This window comes from Deinococcus misasensis DSM 22328 (assembly GCF_000745915.1).
In the GTDB taxonomy this organism is placed as follows: Bacteria; Deinococcota; Deinococci; order Deinococcales; family Deinococcaceae; genus Deinococcus_C; species Deinococcus_C misasensis.
The window spans coordinates 16,041-32,381 of the sequence record NZ_JQKG01000045.1; the positions used below are offsets into that span (position 1 = coordinate 16,041).

At 54.0% G+C, this 16,341-nt stretch carries 15 protein-coding genes; 11 read left to right on the top strand and 4 right to left on the bottom strand.

Going from position 1 to position 16,341, the window contains the following annotated elements; translation table 11 throughout:
- Window positions 1-80 precede the first annotated feature (80 nt).
- From Q371_RS19560 to Q371_RS19585, 6 genes are all read left to right on the top strand, one after another.
- Window positions 81-1,292, top strand: coding sequence for a CmpA/NrtA family ABC transporter substrate-binding protein (locus Q371_RS19560; protein WP_034343686.1), 1,212 nt, complete (start codon window positions 81-83; stop codon window positions 1,290-1,292).
- A gap of 12 nt (window positions 1,293-1,304) precedes the next feature.
- Window positions 1,305-2,129 (top strand): nitrate ABC transporter permease, encoded by an 825-nt coding sequence (gene ntrB / locus Q371_RS19565; RefSeq protein ID WP_245618384.1) that lies wholly within the window; start codon window positions 1,305-1,307, stop codon window positions 2,127-2,129.
- Complete coding sequence (locus Q371_RS19570; RefSeq protein WP_034343688.1) at window positions 2,122-2,925, top strand: ABC transporter ATP-binding protein; 804 nt, start codon at window positions 2,122-2,124, stop codon at window positions 2,923-2,925. The genes ntrB and Q371_RS19570 overlap by 8 nt, the downstream gene beginning before the upstream one ends.
- 151 nt (window positions 2,926-3,076) lie before the next feature.
- Window positions 3,077-4,297 (top strand): nitrate/nitrite transporter, encoded by a 1,221-nt coding sequence (locus Q371_RS19575; RefSeq protein ID WP_034343690.1) that lies wholly within the window; start codon window positions 3,077-3,079, stop codon window positions 4,295-4,297.
- Window positions 4,298-4,452: 155 nt separating this feature from the next.
- The gene (gene ypfJ / locus Q371_RS19580; protein WP_034343692.1) at window positions 4,453-5,271 is read left to right on the top strand and encodes a KPN_02809 family neutral zinc metallopeptidase; all 819 of its coding nucleotides are present in this window, start codon (window positions 4,453-4,455) and stop codon (window positions 5,269-5,271) included.
- 201 nt (window positions 5,272-5,472) lie between these two features.
- Window positions 5,473-6,315, top strand: a complete 843-nt coding sequence (locus Q371_RS19585) for an aldo/keto reductase (RefSeq protein WP_034343694.1) — start codon at window positions 5,473-5,475, stop codon at window positions 6,313-6,315.
- Window positions 6,316-6,456: 141 nt separating this feature from the next.
- On the opposite strand, the gene Q371_RS27265 is transcribed toward Q371_RS19585, so the two are convergent.
- Both Q371_RS27265 and Q371_RS27270 read right to left on the bottom strand, forming a co-directional pair.
- Window positions 6,457-6,669 carry a hypothetical protein gene (locus Q371_RS27265; protein ID WP_034343696.1) on the bottom strand — a complete coding sequence of 71 codons (213 nt, stop codon included), beginning with the start codon at window positions 6,667-6,669 and terminating at the stop codon, window positions 6,457-6,459.
- 86 nt (window positions 6,670-6,755) lie between these two features.
- Window positions 6,756-7,010 (bottom strand): hypothetical protein, encoded by a 255-nt coding sequence (locus tag Q371_RS27270; RefSeq protein ID WP_157442833.1) that lies wholly within the window; start codon window positions 7,008-7,010, stop codon window positions 6,756-6,758.
- Between the two features lie 95 nt (window positions 7,011-7,105).
- Between Q371_RS27270 and Q371_RS19595 the strand changes: the two genes are divergently transcribed.
- The 3 genes from Q371_RS19595 to Q371_RS27275 all read left to right on the top strand — a co-directional run bounded on the left by Q371_RS19595 (window position 7,106) and on the right by Q371_RS27275 (window position 9,771).
- Complete coding sequence (locus tag Q371_RS19595; protein WP_051964854.1) at window positions 7,106-7,993, top strand: hypothetical protein; 888 nt, start codon at window positions 7,106-7,108, stop codon at window positions 7,991-7,993.
- Window positions 7,994-8,028: 35 nt separating this feature from the next.
- Window positions 8,029-9,039 (top strand): phosphotransferase enzyme family protein, encoded by a 1,011-nt coding sequence (locus Q371_RS26075; protein WP_051964855.1) that lies wholly within the window; start codon window positions 8,029-8,031, stop codon window positions 9,037-9,039.
- A gap of 261 nt (window positions 9,040-9,300) precedes the next feature.
- Window positions 9,301-9,771 carry a COG4315 family predicted lipoprotein gene (locus tag Q371_RS27275; RefSeq protein WP_157442834.1) on the top strand — a complete coding sequence of 157 codons (471 nt, stop codon included), beginning with the start codon at window positions 9,301-9,303 and terminating at the stop codon, window positions 9,769-9,771.
- Here Q371_RS27275 and Q371_RS19610 read toward each other — a convergent pair.
- Entirely contained in the window at window positions 9,653-12,382 is a 2,730-nt protein-coding gene (locus Q371_RS19610; protein ID WP_169743891.1) for an ATP-binding protein, read from the bottom strand. The two genes, Q371_RS27275 and Q371_RS19610, sit on opposite strands and share 119 nt — an antisense overlap.
- 275 nt (window positions 12,383-12,657) lie before the next feature.
- Between Q371_RS19610 and Q371_RS19615 the strand changes: the two genes are divergently transcribed.
- Together Q371_RS19615 and Q371_RS19620 are read left to right on the top strand one after the other, a co-directional pair.
- Window positions 12,658-13,794 carry a hypothetical protein gene (locus tag Q371_RS19615; protein ID WP_034343701.1) on the top strand — a complete coding sequence of 379 codons (1,137 nt, stop codon included), beginning with the start codon at window positions 12,658-12,660 and terminating at the stop codon, window positions 13,792-13,794.
- 14 nt (window positions 13,795-13,808) lie between these two features.
- Window positions 13,809-14,516 (top strand): hypothetical protein, encoded by a 708-nt coding sequence (locus Q371_RS19620; protein WP_034343702.1) that lies wholly within the window; start codon window positions 13,809-13,811, stop codon window positions 14,514-14,516.
- Between the two features lie 76 nt (window positions 14,517-14,592).
- Here Q371_RS19620 and tyrS read toward each other — a convergent pair whose 3' ends face one another.
- Window positions 14,593-15,789: a tyrosine--tRNA ligase gene (tyrS, locus tag Q371_RS19625; RefSeq protein WP_034343704.1), complete on the bottom strand. Its 1,197-nt coding sequence runs from the start codon at window positions 15,787-15,789 to the stop codon at window positions 14,593-14,595.
- Window positions 15,790-16,341 lie beyond the last annotated feature (552 nt).

Below are 16,341 nucleotides of genomic sequence, written 5' to 3' on the forward strand. Positions count from 1 at the left end.
TGTTCCCGAGCCTGTCCCCCCCACCCTCTTCCCCATTGCCTGTGACCCCCGACGACATCTCTTTTTTGTAAGGAGCACCCATGACCAAAATCAGCCGTCGTCAATTCATCAAAGCGGCCTCTGTGACCGCCGCCAGTGCCGTGCCCGCTGTGAACTTCGTGAAGGCCCAGAGCAAAAAAATCCAGCTCGGTTTCATTGCACTGACCGATTGCGCCAGTCTGGTGATGGCCAAAGAACTCGGGTACTTCGAGAAATATGGCGTGGATGTGGACATCGTCAAAATGGCTTCCTGGGCCGCCACCCGCGACGCCCTGCTGACCGGAGACATTCAGGGGGCACACTGCCTGTTCAGCATGCCTTTCAGTGTCTACACCGGAATCGGTGGTCAGGCAGGCAAAGAGTTGCCCATCGCCATGATGCTCAACAACAACGGTCAGGCCATCACGCTGGAAAGCGGATTCAAAGGTGTGGGCACCGACCTCAAAAAAGTCAAAGACCGGGTGGAAAGCCTGATCAAAGGCGGCAAAGCTCCCACTTTTGCCATGACCTTCCCCGGAGGGACCCACGACATCTGGCTGCGTTACTGGCTGGCCGCCGCCAACATCGACCAGAGCAAAGTCGGGATCATCACCGTGCCCCCACCGCAAATGGTCGCCAACATGAAAGTCGGCAACATGGATGGTTACTGCGTGGGCGAACCCTGGGGAGGAGTGGCCGCTGCACAGGGCATTGGTTTCACCCACATCACCACCCAGCAAATCTGGAAACACCACCCCGAGAAAGCCCTGGTCCTCAACAAACAGTTCTCTGAGCGCAAAGACGACGTGATCGCCATCATGCGGGCCATTCTGGACGCCAGCGCATGGCTTGACAACCTTGCGAACCGCCGCAAAGCCGCCAGCGTGATCGGTCAATCGAAATACGTCAATGCCTCTCCTGAGATCATTCAAGCCCGCCTTGAAGGCCGTTACGATATGGGTGAAGGCATCGGCATGAAGCAATTCCTGGACGACATGATGCTGTTCTCTCGCAAAGGGGCCACCAGCATGCCCAGACACGGCCACGCCATCTGGTTCATGACCCAGTACGTGCGTTTCGGCTACCTGAAAAAGCTGCCTGATGTGGAAAAAATCGCCGAGAAACTGATCATGCAGGACCTCTACAAACAGGTCGCCAAAGAAGCCGGTCTGAAACTGCCCGACGACGACATGAAAGCCTGGACCATGACCCTCGACAAAGCCAAGTTCGATCCCAACAAACCCGAGGCTTACCTCAAGGACTACAGCATTTAAGGAGGCATGCACATGCAAAACGTTCAATACAAAGCCACTGCTTCCCGTTCCACAGGTGTGGTCCTCAAAGGATTCAAGAATGCCGCCAGTCAACTCGGGTTTTTTGTGGCCGGAATCTCGCTGCTCTTGCTGGGCTGGTGGATTGTCGGACAGAACATCAAAGACCTGCCCACCCCTCTGGATGTGTTCGGAGCCCTGAAAACCATGTTCGCAGATCCCTACTACGAGCGTGGCCCCAACGACCGGGGCATCCTGAACCTGCTGCTCAGTTCACTGACCCGCGTGGCTTCCGGATTTGCTCTGGGCGCACTGATCGCCATTCCTCTGGGCATCCTGATGGGCAGTGTGCCCTTTGCCAAAAAACTCATCGATCCCGTGGTGCAGTTGCTGCGTCCGGTGAGTCCTCTGGCATGGTTTCCCATCGGCCTGACCGTGTTCCAGAGCGCTGAACCTGCCACCGTGTTCATCATCTTCATCACCGCCCTGTGGCCCACCGTGATCAACACCGCCTTCGGGGTCAGCAACCTGCCCAAGGATTTCAAGAACGTGGCACGGGTCTTCAAGTTCACCCCTGCCCAGTACATCAGCAAAGTGCTGATTCCCTTCGCCCTGCCCCACATCCTCACCGGTTTGCGGATCTCTTTCGGGATCGCATGGATGGTGATTGTGGCCGCCGAGATGCTCTCCGGCAAATCCGGCATCGGGTTCTTCGTGTGGGATGCATGGAATGCCCTGAGCCTGCCCAACGTGATCGCAGCGATTTTCATCATCGGCCTGACTGGACTGTTGTTTGACCGCTTCTTCGGATTCCTTGAACGGATGGTGAAATATGAGTAAGCGCAGCGGAACCCCCACCCTCGACATCAAAAGCGTCCACAAAGCCTTTGGCAGTTACGTCGCCGTCGAGAATGTCGATCTGGAAATCTGGCCCGGAGAGTTCATCGCCCTGATCGGTCACTCTGGATGCGGCAAAAGCACCCTGCTGAACATGATCTCGGGTCTGGAAAAACCCAGCAACGGCCACATCCGCCTCAATGGACGCTCCATCGAAGGCCCCGGCCCGGACCGAGCCATGGTGTTCCAGAATTACTCCCTGCTTCCATGGCTGAGTGTCTTCCAGAACGTGCTGGAAGCCGTCAAAGCCGCCCAACCCGAGCTGGGTGCCGCAGAACGCAAAGCCCGCGTGGAAGAGTTTTTGAGCGTGGTGGGATTGATGCCCCACAAAGACAAGAAACCCAGCGAACTCTCTGGAGGCATGAAACAGCGCGTGGCCATCGCCAGAGCGTTTGCCATTCACCCTTCAGTGCTGCTGCTCGACGAGCCTTTCGGGGCACTGGACGCCATCACCAAAAGCAACCTGCACGAAGAACTGCTGAAAATGTGGTCTCTGGAAAACACCGACGGCAGCCAGAAAAACGTGGTGATGGTCACCCACGACATCGACGAAGCCATCTATCTGGCCGACCGCATCGTGGTGATGAGCAACGGACCCAAAGCCCGCATCCACGAAATCATCGAAGTGCCTCTGGCCCGCCCCCGCAGCAAGGCCGAATTGATTGAAGACCCCACCTACCTGAAGATCAAAGCGCATTTGTTGTCGTTGCTGAGTGTGGTGCTGGCACATCCAGCGTAAGGCCAAGAGCCGAGAGCGTAATGTACCACACAGCAAAAACCGTCAAATGAATTGTTTGTAGGGGCGAGGCGTGCCTCGCCCTGAATGCTTCAGACAAAGCCTTCTTTTTGCCCTCGGCAAATCCCCCAATCCCTGTTTAAGGAGTTCCCAAATGTCCACCCCAAACCCCTCAAAAGTTGTGATTGCTTCCACCTCAGGATTCACCATCCTGTTCGCCGTCTGGGTGATGTTCGCCATCATCGGGATTCCCTTGCAAAAAGAGCTGAACCTGACGGACGCCCAGTTCGCCCTGCTCACCGCCGTTCCAGTGCTGACTGGCTCTCTGCTGCGCCTGCCTGTGGGCATTCTGGCCGACAAGTTTGGCGGCAAAAACGTCTTCACGGTTTTGACCCTACTGACCAGCATTCCCCTGTTCATCCTGCCTTTTGCAGCCAGCTACAACCTGATCCTGACTCTGGCTTTCTTTGTGGGTCTGGCTGGCGTGTCTTTTGCCATTGGCAACAGTTGGATCTCTTTCTGGGTGCCCAAAGAGCGTCAAGGGCTGGCTCTGGGCACGTTCGGGGCGGGCAATGTGGGCGCAAGCATCACCAAACTGCTGGCCCCCACCCTGATCACGCTGGTGCCTGCAACTGGAGCCCTGATCCCTGGAGGGTGGCGCTTCGTGCCCATGCTCTATGGGGTGCTGCTGATTTTGACTGCCCTGTTCATTTACTTTTACGCTCCAACAGACCGCAAGAACAGCACCCCCAAAACCCTTGCCCAGTGGATGGCTCCCCTGAAGCACCTGCAAGTTTGGCGTTTCGGGCTGTACTACGTGATCTTCTTTGGCGCTTACGTGGCGATGTCCAGCTGGCTGCCCAAGTACTACAAAACCGTGTATGGGATGGACCTCAAGGTGGCTGGACTCTTGGTGGCCCTGTTCATCTTCCCGGCCAGTTTGCTGCGTCCTCTGGGGGGATACCTGAGTGACCGTTTCGGCCCGAGAATCGTCACCCTGTATTCCTTTTACGTGTGTGTGGCAGCCGCTGCCTTGCTGAGTTTGAACACCCACTTGATGCCCCTTCCCCTGTTCGTGGTGTGCACCTTGCTGCTCGGGGTGGGGATGGGCGTGGGGAAAGCTTCCACCTACAAACTGATTGCCAACGGTTACGGTGCAGACATGGGCGTGGTGGGCGGTCTGGTCGGCATGCTGGGCGGTCTGGGCGGATTCTTCCTGCCTTTGCTGTTCGCAACCACTGCCCACACCTACGCCCCGAGTGCTTTCGTGTGGCTCCTCGGGTTCAGTGTGCTCAGCATGGTGGTGTTCATGGGTGCAGTTCGCAAATTGCAGATCCGTGAAGCCCGTGCATCTCTGGTGGCCGCAGACGATTGAACCTTCAACATTCAGAAAGGGCGAGGTCATCCTCGCCTTTTTGCTGTTGATGTCTGGTTTTTGGTGTTTTAGCGATCCTTAAAAAAACCCTGATCAAATGCCAACAATAAGAAGTTTCTTACGTCCTTTTTGAACCACACAACTATGCTGAAACCATGGATTGGAAACGTTTGAGACGCAGCAGCAATGTGCAAGACCGCCGGGGCAGTGGAATGGGCGGCGGATTGGCCATTGGCGGAGGTGCAGGCATCATTTTGCTGATTGTCAGCTTGTTGTTTGGCGGAGATCCCGGTCAGATTCTGAATCAACTGGGAGGCAACTCTGGACAGCAGACCTCCAAAGCACAAAACGATGAAGTGCTGGATTTCACCAGAGCCATTCTGGGCAGCACCGAAGATTACTGGGGACCCGTGTTCCAGAAATCTGGTCGCACCTACAACCCTCCTGGACTGGACCTGTTCACCGCAGGCACCACCACAGGATGTGGCAATGCCACCTCTGCCACAGGACCGTTTTATTGTCCCAATGACCAGACCATTTACATTGACCCCTCTTTCTTCAACGATCTGGCCACCCGTTTCGGAGCCAAAGGCGACTTCGCAGCCGCATACGTGATTGCCCACGAAGTGGGACACCACGTGCAAAACGAACTGGGCATCATGGATCAGGTTCAGCGCAGTGGGGACCGTCAGGGTGCCAACTCAGCAGCCGTGCGCCTTGAACTTCAAGCCGACTGCATGGCTGGGGTGTGGGCACATGCTCTGGCCAACCAGAGCAACCCCATTGCCACCCCTGAGGACATCAACGAAGGACGTGTGGCTGCACAGTCCGTTGGCGATGACACCCTGCAAGAACGCTCCAGAGGTTACTCCGACCCCGAGAGCTTCACCCACGGCACCAGCGCACAACGCGACCAGTGGTTCACCACTGGAGTCAAAACCGGCGACGTGAACAGATGCAACACTTTCAAGTGAGCTGAGGAAAGCAAGACCATCCCCGAGGTGTTCGGGGATTTTTTATGGCAATGCAGGGCGAGGCATACCTCGCCCCTACGGTGGTGGTAACGGGTTTTCTGCCTTCTGCCTTCTGCCTTCTGCCTTCTGCCTTCTGCCCAAAAATACCTTTCCCCACAAAACCCCTTCCACCAGAGCAGTACCATTCAACCTGAGGTGAACATGTCAGACACATTCAAACTGGCTGGAGAACTGGAAGTCAAAAGGCTCGGGTTTGGGGCCATGCGGATCACGGGACCCGGCATCTGGGATGAACCCAAAGATCCCGAGAATGCCCGCCAACTGCTCAAACGCGTGGTGGAACTGGGCATCAACTTCATTGACACCGCAGATTCTTATGGTCCAGAGGTCAGTGAAAACCTGATCCGTGAAGCCTTGCACCCTTACCCGGCAGATCTGGTGGTGGCCACCAAAGGCGGCCTGACCCGTCAGGGACCGGACATCTGGAATGCTGTGGGCCGTCCTGAGTACCTGCGCCAGTGCGTGGAAATGAGCCTCAGGAGACTGAAGTTGGATCGCATCGACCTCTGGCAACTGCACCGCATTGACCGCAAGGTGCCCAGAGATGAACAATTTGGGGTGATCAAGGAAATGCAGCAGGAAGGCAAAATCCGCTTTTTTGGCCTGTCTGAAGTCAGCATTGAGGAAATCGAGGCAGCCCGCAAAATTGTGGATGTGGTCAGTGTTCAGAACCTCTACAACCTCACCAACCGGCGCTCTGAGGATGTGCTGAATTACTGTGAGCAGCACGGCATCGGCTTCATTCCGTGGTTTCCGCTGGATGTGGGCAATCTGGCCCGAGAAGGCAGTGCGCTGGAACAAATTGCCAGCAAATTGGGGGCTGCACCCTCACAGGTGGCTCTGGCATGGTTGCTCAAGCGCTCCAGGGTGATGTTGCCCATTCCGGGCACCTCCAGCATCAAGCACCTGGAGGAAAACATGAAGGCCGAAAGCCTGCAACTTTCCGACGAGGACATGCAAACCTTGAACCAGTTGGGTTCCTGAAGACTTACAGCAAAAGAGGCCAGAGTTCTGGCCTCTTTGTTTTGTTGGGTTTGCAGGGGAATAAAACAAAAAATTCGGCTTTTCGCCGACTGATATGTACAGAATATCACGTTATGCATTATTCAGCAAGTCTTTCCACCGTTACTCGCCTCCACCACCACAGCCGCCACCATCTCCGCCGCCACCATCACATCCACCAGAGTCAGAACCACCGAAGTCGGTCCCACCCGAGTCAAACCATCCATCCCCATCGCGGCTTCCCCTGCGGTACAACCGGGCAGGCGTGGACACCAGCATCAGACCGATGAAAAAAACCAGCACCATCAAAAGCAGAATCCAAATTCCAAATTCCATGACGACCTCCTGAAAACATGCATTTCGCATTGGAGTTTTTGCTTACCAGACGCCATTTCTTATGTCTGTATTGTTTCAGGAAAGGGTCATGGAATTGTCAGTTCTGAGGCAAACGTTGCACATCTTGAAACAACTGGGTCTGCTGCTGACAAAAACATCACCTGATCAGGTTTGATCGACACATCCAGCAAAGCCCGCAACAAAAAACCACATGTTGGTTTTTCCTGAAAGCGTTTTTTGTCCTGGTTTGGAAGTGTGGAGGATGAAGGCAATAAAAAAATCGGCTTTTCGCCGACTGATAAAATCATCATATACCGATATGCATGATTCGTCAAGTCCATGCATGGCAAGAAACACATCCCCGCACAATGACTTAGGCCACATCAGGCATGCAGATTCAGAGGGGTTTTTTTAGGCTGGAAACAAGGAGAAAAACATGTCACCCGTGCCTTTTCGCTGGAATTTGCAACATCCCGAGCAACTGGGAAGCCTGCCCCTGAAGGGTGCAGAGGATTACCCAGAGTTTCTGGAAGATGTGCGCTGCTGTGCTGCCAAGGTGCTGGCCTTCAGTGCCAACAGCGATCTGGTGTTTGTGGGACGTTCTCCTGAAAGCATTTTTGATTATTTGCAGGGGACTTTGCAGGGCATGGACTGGCAGAAACAGCTTTTTTTGCTGAACCTGTCCCTGCGCAGATGGCCCATTGAAGAGATGGTCAAAGAGCATGCAGAGGGCCTCTTGGCTCTGGAACAGCAATTTTTGCGTCTGGGCCTGATGCCCCAGCAACTGCTGACCCGCTCACGCCCTGTGTCTTTTGTGGATCTGGTGTGCAGCGGGACCACCTTGCTGGCCCTGTACGACCTCCTCTTGTACTGGGCTGCCAGAGACCGCATTCCTGCCCGGGCGTTCAAAGACAAAATCCGCTTTGTGGGTCTTGTGGAAGCCCGACCCACCAGCCCCAACACCTGGAGGTGGCACCAGAAAGCAAAGTGGCCCGAGGGGGCTCCTCTGCTTGAAGTCAAAAACATTTCGATTCCTTACCGACTCTGGACTTACCTCGGGGACCACCAGCACAAAGTCAGCCGCTGGAACCCTCCCTTTTGCTGGGCCGATGACCGCATCGAAAGCCCACCCAGAGAGCAGTGGCACCTTCAGGCGCTCGGGCAGGCGTGCTGGGTGCACGGGCAAGCCCAAACTGTTCCAGAAAAACAGGCTTTTTTGAAGCTGATGGTTCAGACCCCAGCCATGAAGGAAAGCTGGTTCAGGAAAAAGGTGCTGGAACTGGGCAGAAGGCACAAAGCAGACAGCAAAAATCCAAAGCCATAACAGATTTTTGTCCTCGGCAGATCGCAGGAGAAACCATGACCCCTTTTGAACACCTTTCCTCCAGAGCACAAATGCACCGCCTGCGTCAGGTGGCCCTCAAAGCACTTGAAGCCTACCCCTTTGAAGTCCGAAAGCTGACGGTGATCAACCACGGGTTCAACACCACGTTTCGGGTGGATGACACCTCGGGCAGGAAATACGCCCTGCGGATCAATGTGAACAGCCACCGCACCGTTGCCAACGTGCAGGCAGAAATGGCCTGGCTGGATGCCCTGTCCAGAGAGACCGATCTTGCTGTGGTGAAACCCGTTCGGACCACAGAAGGACACCTCATGCAGATGCTGGAGGTGCCGGGTCTGTCTGACATGCGCCCTTCTGCCCTGTTTGAGTGGATTCCGGGTCCTCTGCTGGAAGACAAGGTGTCTGTGCCCATCGTCCGACAACTGGGTGCAGTGACCGCCAAACTGCATGTGCACGCCCGCCAGTGGTCCCTGCCAGAAGGGTGTGCATTGCCCGTTTCCAACAAAATTTATCTGGGAGACGAGGTGGTGCTTTTCGATGAAAGGGGCGCAGAACACCTGTCCAGAGCACAGCAAAACCTGTTTGAAACCGCCTCCAAGAAAGCATCAGATGTTTTAAATGACATTTGGGCCAGAGAAGGCACACCCATTCCCATTCACACCGACTTGCACGATGGCAATTTGAAAGTCTGGCGCAATGTCTTGCAGGTGTTTGATTTTGACGATTGCGCTTTTGGCCATCCCGTGCAGGATGTTGCCAATGTCCTGTATTACCAGACGACCTATCCAGAGCGAGAAGCCTGCAATCAAGCTTTCATCGAGGGGTACCAACAGGTGACCCCTTGGACCTTTGAGGACACGGAAATTGAAGCCCTGAAAGCAGGTCGGGCTTTGCTGCTGGTGAACGACGTATTGAGGAACCTCAATCCAGACATCAGAAAGCACATTGCTGGCTTTCTGGAAAGGACCACCCAGCGCATGACCCTCTGGTTGGAGGAAGGCACCTACCGTTCACCCCAGCCATGACATTTTCAATGCGCAGCATTGGACAGAAGCCTCAGAGATGGCCTCTCTGGAAGGGTTTTTGAAATGGGAGGATTCAGACGGGTTCTCCCATTTCGCTGATAAACACAGTAAAGCTTAAAATTAAACTTCTTGAATTCAAAAAACCATCAGGGAAACCCCTGATACGTTTCCACCTGCTTTTCCCTGAGAGTAATACTTGTACGTTTTCAAAATCCGTCTGCACCTGCAAGTTTTTTCATTCTCAGGATCAAAGGTGATGTCATGACCGAAAACACCAGTGGCCCCACTCCGGGCATCCGACTCATTGTTTCAGGGGCAGGTTACCTGACCACTTCCGAAGGGTACACCGTTTACCGGTTTTTACCCCTCTACATGCAGAAAAACAACTTGGGCCAGATCACCAAGGCCCAACTGACCTGGGGAGATGAATGGCCTGCCTCCATCCAACCCCTGATTTTCCAGTTTGTTCCCATGCCTGCCCCTGCCCACGCTGGTCCCGGAGTCACCGGAGTGATTGCCGATTTTGAGCGCACCGATGGCAAGTACGGCTACAAGCAAGTGACCTACAACGGTTGGTGGCTCTACTTCTTCACCGAAGACCGTGCAGGAGAGGTCAGAGGGATCGTTCCGGGCCTCTGGGATGTGGTTCCGGTGGATGTGGAACCCCTGTATCCGCTGGACGAAGATGACGATGTTGGAACCCCTCCTCCAATAATTCTAGGCGGTCCTTGATCCGCAGCCATTCAGTCACTTGAAGCAACATTTTAAACAGAACCTCTTCATCTGTTTTTTTCATGGAAGTCTTGTTTTCACGCAAGGCTTCTTCTACTTTTATGTAATACTTTAGTTTTTTGTAATGATGACTTAGGCTTGGTATTCCATTTAACAAAAAATCGCTCGACCACTTCTCGAGCAAAGCAGATGCCTTGAATATCAATTCCATGGCAGCACTTTTATCTTTGTGCTTTTTGATATCCAAGATCAAAGATTCCAAAAACTTATCATCAAACCCCTGATTCAATATTTTGTGGATCATCAAGTCTATACTTAAGCTGTTTGACATTGAGAACTGCTTGATATTGTCACAAGCCATCTTAAGATACTGCAAATAGGATTCATCAGCAAGACTTGGGGCTTTTTGGCATTGGTATTTTGCTTTTGTGTATTTAAGAGCAATTTCCATATTGACAAATTTGCCTTCTTGACTCTCTTCAATCAATCCATCAATTAAGTCCAAAGATATTTCATCTCCAGAAATCATTTTATTGTATTCGAAAGCATAGCAAATATATATTTTGTAAAATTTATTCTCTAAAAACAATTGACTGTTTTTCAGATCGTTAAATTTCTCATTTATAGCATACAAATCTCCTCTTGCACCCATAGAAAACAGCATGTTAATTCCATATAATACAATTCTTTCATGATCACTTAGAGTTTTGGCTATATCACAAGCAATTAAAAAACATTCTTCGGCACTCAAGTAATCCAAATGATACATCTTGCATGAACCAATAATGTTGTAAACTTTCATTTTGGTTTCAGCATGATCTATAGACATGAGTTTATAACAAATCTCCATTGCCTCTCTGGTTTCTCCACCCAAGTAGCAGAGCCACGCATATTCCACATAGAAATTGGAATGTTCATCAATGCTTAAACTTTTGATCAAATCTGAATAAAATTGCAACCCTGTATGGTATGAAAATTCATTTTCAAACAATCTCAGCAATGGAAGAGTTTGAGGGTTTTGTTTGTTCACTGTTTGCCTCAAAACGTCCATCAAGTCGGGAACCGACCCTGAATACTCTTGAAGGCCTTTGCCAAATTGGGTTTCCAGCGAATTCAACAAATGAAGATGATACTCTTGATACTTCTGCAAAATGTTTGGATCCAACGCTGGAATAAAACCCCTGAGGACCTGGGGAACCCTGAAGCGTTGAAAAGGCTCCAGTTGCAACATGGACTTCCGCACCAACTGCTGCAACATCCTGAGCTGCACCCCACTCACCATCACCGCAGCCTCCCGAGTGAAACTCCCCAGAAAGCAATTCAAATTGGTCAATGCCTGTTTTTCCTGTTCTGACAGCAAATTCCAACTGGCCTCGAAGATGGGTTTCAGGCTCTGGGGGTCCCCTTCAGGGTCCACCACCTGTTGCACCTCTGCTTTGATCTCTTTCAAAGACAAAATCTGGGTCCAACTGGAAGCCATTTCCAGAGCCAGAGGCAACCCACTCAAAGCAGCGCACAGGTGCAGGGCGTCCTGTGCATCTTCGGGCTGGATTTTGAAAGCGGCATGGTGGCGCTTTGCGTGTTTTTCAAAGCACTGCACGGCAGGGTGCCCCAGCACTTCGCTGAGGCCCATCCCACGGTATTCCTGAATGCTGAAAGGCTCCAGTTTCAGGAGGCTTTCCTCTGGGAGTTGCAGGGGTTGCCTGCACGTCACCAGAACCCTGAGGTCAGGAAAACGCAGCCAGTTCTGAAGGTGTTCCAGTCCAGAGAGTTGGTCTGCCCCATCAATCACCACCAGACCCTTGTGGTGGCGCAGGGTGTCGGTGAGGCCCACCCATGGGTCTGCCTGCTGCACATTGAGGCCCAACTGGTGCAGCAAACCACTGGCATCTTTCAGACCATCGGCCTTGAGCCAGAGGGTGTTTTCAGGATGGTGGGTTGCACAGTACATGCGAACGAGAGTGCTTTTGCCCACCCCTCCCAGCCCAGTCACGCTGACGATGCCGGGCGGGTTTTGCTGTAGGCGCTCATGGAGCAACTGCATCTCCTGCTCCCGTCCCACGAACACCTGCACAGGCCGGATGGCACTCTGGAGGTTGGTTTTCTGGGGCACCTGCAAGGTGGTGAGGTCCACCCCGAGTTCCGCAGCCTCTTTCAGGACCCGGTGTTCCAGATACCCTTCCAGACCCAGACTGTACATGAAACGCAGCATTTCAAGGGTGGGCGGAGGGGCACCTTCCACCTGAAAGAACTTTTCCATCAGGGGCTGGAATTGCTCTGGTGCCGAAAAACGGACCCTCTGGGCCTCTTTCAAAATGGACCACTGCACCAGAGACGCCAGTTTTTCTCGGGTTTCAAAAATCCAGTCTTCCAGTTCGGTGCTGGTGTTGCGCAGGTCCAGACCTTTCAAAAAAGCCCCAGCATAAAGCCCAATCACTTCGCTGTGCTGGTTTTGCTGGTGGGCCTGCATCAACCGCTGTGCATCGGTGTGGATGAGGGCTTCCACCTGATTTTGCACCGATTTGAACAGGTCTTTTTCAAGGCTTTGCAGGTAGCTGAGCGCCACCCGCAAGCTGGTGGCCGGGTCGGCGGCCTCGGGCCAGAAGAGCATTTGCAGGTGTTTGCGGTCCTGTTTGCCTTCAAGGGCCAGATAGCAGAGCAGGAGCAGGTTCTTGGGTTTCATGGGTTTGATGCCTGCATCCAGCCCGCCCAGCGTCTTGACTTGCATACCCCTAAAGTAAGGTGTCACACCCAAGGTTATACTCAGGGAATTCCCTTATTGATGTGCCCAACAACACCTGATTGTCCGTTAACGGGCAGTTAACACCGCAAAAAGCACACTGTGTCCATCCCGGTGATGATGCCCCCTCACCACAGGAGGACACAATGCTTGCACCCGATCCCACATTGCTGAAAACCACCCTGACCGAACACCTGAATTTGCACCATCAACTGAAATTGAAACTGCACGCCCTGAGCACCCTGAAACTGCATCCCACCCCTGATGCTTCTCAGACGGTGCTGCAACAGGTCAAAAAAGACATGCTGGTGGGCGGACTCAAACTGCTGCCAGATTTCTGCATGTTCACCCCCAGAGGGTTTATGGATTACACGGTGCAACTGGAACGTGCCCTCAAAAAACTGCGTCCCATCATGCAGGAAGTGGTGGCCCATCAGGGGGGCATCCCCAATGAAAACCAGCGCCAGAACCTCCTGCTGGAAATTCAAAAGCTGCACAAATGCTCTGAGCAACACCAGCTCAAACATCAGGAATTGAAAGAGCAGTTTCAGGAGTTGCTCTCTCCCATGCGGCAACACCATATGGACCTCAGCATGCTGCTGGAAGACCAACTGAGCGCTCAGGGATCGGAAAAGCACCAGATTGAACACATGCAAGCCCAATTGCAAATCCTGATTGACAAACTGCGCCGGGATGCAGCAGAAGCCACCTCCTCCTCCATTGGTTTTGGGACCCCTGTGCACGGTTTGACTTTGCGGATCAGCTTCCAGAACCGTGGTGAAGCCCAACCTTTCAGCCAGTTCGGGGTGACGGTGGCCAGTCTGGGTGCGCCTCTGGGAAGCCAGCTCACCCCCGAGGTCGCCGAAGACCTCCAGTGGCTGAACGACGGCATGCAAGACCTGAACCTGGAGCAGCAACTGCTGGTGATCTCCCACGGCACACAGGATTTCCTGCATGGCCTGCTGAAAACCCTGCGCAGGGCCAGCGACCATGAAGCGGCCCAGAGTTACCTGTGGAACATCAACAGCCGACTGTTGGACGCTTTGCTGGACACCCTGCAACAGCCGCAGATCCGTTTGCAGACCATCAAACTCCTGCATTCCCTGCTGAGCGCCAGCCACGGATGGCAGGCCATCAGCGAATTTGCCCTGCAAAGCCAGAGCACCACCATTTGCCTTTCCGAAGTGGTGACTTTGCCACCCATCATGCTCGGGAATACCAGCAGTGGTCCGTTTACAGGTGGCACCGGATCGGCCCTTTTTTCCATCAGACACAGGTTTTAAAGGAGGTGACATGCATGCTTGAACACGTTGGAGACCTGCTCATTGCCCCACCCAATCTGGGAGATTTCAACCCCCGCAGTGTGCTCACACCCGGAGGATGCCCCATCGAATGGACCTTCAGTTCACGCCCCTCGGATGTGCGGTACATGCTGGACATCCACCCCAGACAGGTGCCCGAGGCCCTGAAACCTCTGGTGGGAGGGCTTCCCTACTGCTGGCTGAATGTGCAGAAAACCCCTCAGCAAAGCACCTACCAGCTGGTCAAACCCCATGGATGGACCGATCCCGATCCCCTGTTCATGGAAGATTGCGTGCCCGTGCTGGCCGGTTTCTCTGGTCCAAAGCAGGCCACAGAAGTGCATTACCTGTACCATCCCGGCACACAGGGACTGGAAAAACTGCTGGAACAGCAACACCCCGAGTGGCTCCCGGCCTTCTGGAACGACCTGCGTTTCCTGACCCGGCAACCCCACAGACGCCTGCCCCACCGGACCCCCATCACCCTGATTGTGCGGGACCACGAGGTGTCGGTTCACATCCCTTCCAGTGCCCTGTTTCTGGATGAACGCCTTGCCCGTCAACGCCTCGGGCAGTGGTTCAGCAGCGAAGCCTACACCTCTGCCATGCAGCACACCGGACTGATTCACACCACTGTCGGATGGGAGTTTTCCAGAACCGGATTGGTCCGAACGGTGGGTGTCACCCTCCGCACATGGCGATGAATTTGCAAGTGGGTTGGAAAATCAAAACTGCTGCGCCCCAAAAGAGCGCAGCAGCATGTTTTTGAGGTCGGGGTCTTCAGCGGCTCAGGCGGGCAAATTTGTCTTTGCCCCTCTGGAGCACCAGAGGCTCTGACAGGTCCAGAAAAGCCTGAGGATCGGTGAAAGTCTCGCCATTCAGCTTGATGCCCTTTTGCTCCACGAAACGGCGGGCTTCTTTGTTGCTGGTGGCCAGACCACCCAGCACCAACAATTTCAGGATGCCCACTTTGCCTTCAGCATTGAAATCTGCCTCTGGAACGGTGGTGGTTTGCAGGTCATCAGGGATGCCACCTTTGGCGACCTCGTCGTAACGCTGCTCGGCGTAAACGATGTCTGCGTCAGGGTGCAGCCACTGGCACACGTTGCGGGCCAGAATGCGGTGCGCCTCCACAGGATGCCCAGAGATGGTCTGCTGGATCTGGTCCAGAGGCAGGTCAGTAAGCAGGGTGAAGTAGTTCTCCATCAGGTTGTCCGGCACCTTCATCAGCTTGGCGAACATCACCTCTGGGCTGTCGGTCAGACCGATGTAATTGTCGAGGCTCTTGGACATCTTCTCGACCCCATCCAGACCCACCAGAAGGGGCATGGTCAGGACCACCTGAGGTTCCTGCTCGTACTGGCCTTGCAGGGTGCGACCCACCAGATTGTTGAAGAGTTGATCGGTTCCGCCCAGCTCCACATCGGATTCCAGAGCCACCGAGTCGTAACCCTGCGTCAGGGGGTACAGGAGTTCGTGCAGGCTGATGGGGGTTCCGTTGCTGAGGCGCTTGGAGAAATCGTCACGCTCCAGAATGCGGGCCACCGTGTAACGGGAGGCCAGACGGATCACATCGGCGTAATTCAGGGGCTCCAGCCACTCGCTGTTGAAGCGCAACTCCAGCACCTCGGGGTCGTCTTTGAGGATCAGTTTGCACTGCTCAAGGTAGCTGTGGGCATTCTGGCGGGTTTCCTCAATGGTGAGGGCCGGACGGGTTTTGCTTTTGCCAGAAGGGTCACCGATCATGGCAGTGAAATCCCCGATCAGCATGATCACCTTGTGCCCGAGCTCCTGAAATTGACGCATCTTCTTGAGGATCACCGCATGCCCGAGGTGCAGGTCAGGGCGGGTGGGATCAGCACCGAGTTTGACGCGCAACTGTTTGCCCGTCTCGATTTTGCGCTTCAGATCCTCTTCGCTGATCAGGTCTACGGCACCGCGTTTCAGGATTTCGATTTGTTGTTGGGCAGGAATCATGGCTCTCTCCTTCAAAAAAAAACCGTGCCTGTGGGTGGGCACGCCTTTGGGGTTTGGGGTTCAAAGAAGCAACAGTTCGCTTAAACGCCAGTCCTCTGGGGCGCTCTTGCGGAATGATATCGCTTCTCTGGCATGGGAAACAGTGTATCGGCTGTGGGGCAGAATCTCAAGGGACTGGACTATGCGACGGGGCTTTGTCTTTTTGCCGAGAGCCGAGCGACCCAGCGCGACGCGGGCCGTCCCGCAAGCGCGTAGTAGGGTCAAGACAGAGCCGAGAGCCGAGAGCCGAGAGCCGAGAGCCGAGAGCCGAGAGCCGAGAGCCGAGAGCATGATGTGTCACACAGGGAAAATCGTCAAGGGGATCTGTAGGGGTGCAACCAACATGTCGTGAACTGTCCTGCACAAGAAGCGGGCAAGGAGATCAACATCTGATCTCCTGTTCTGCACAAGAAGCGTGCTGCACCCGATAAGCTTAAACCACAGCATCTTTTGCCCTCGGCACTCGGTCCTTGGCTCTCGGCACAGGTGTCTTCTGCTGCAACTCGACCTTCT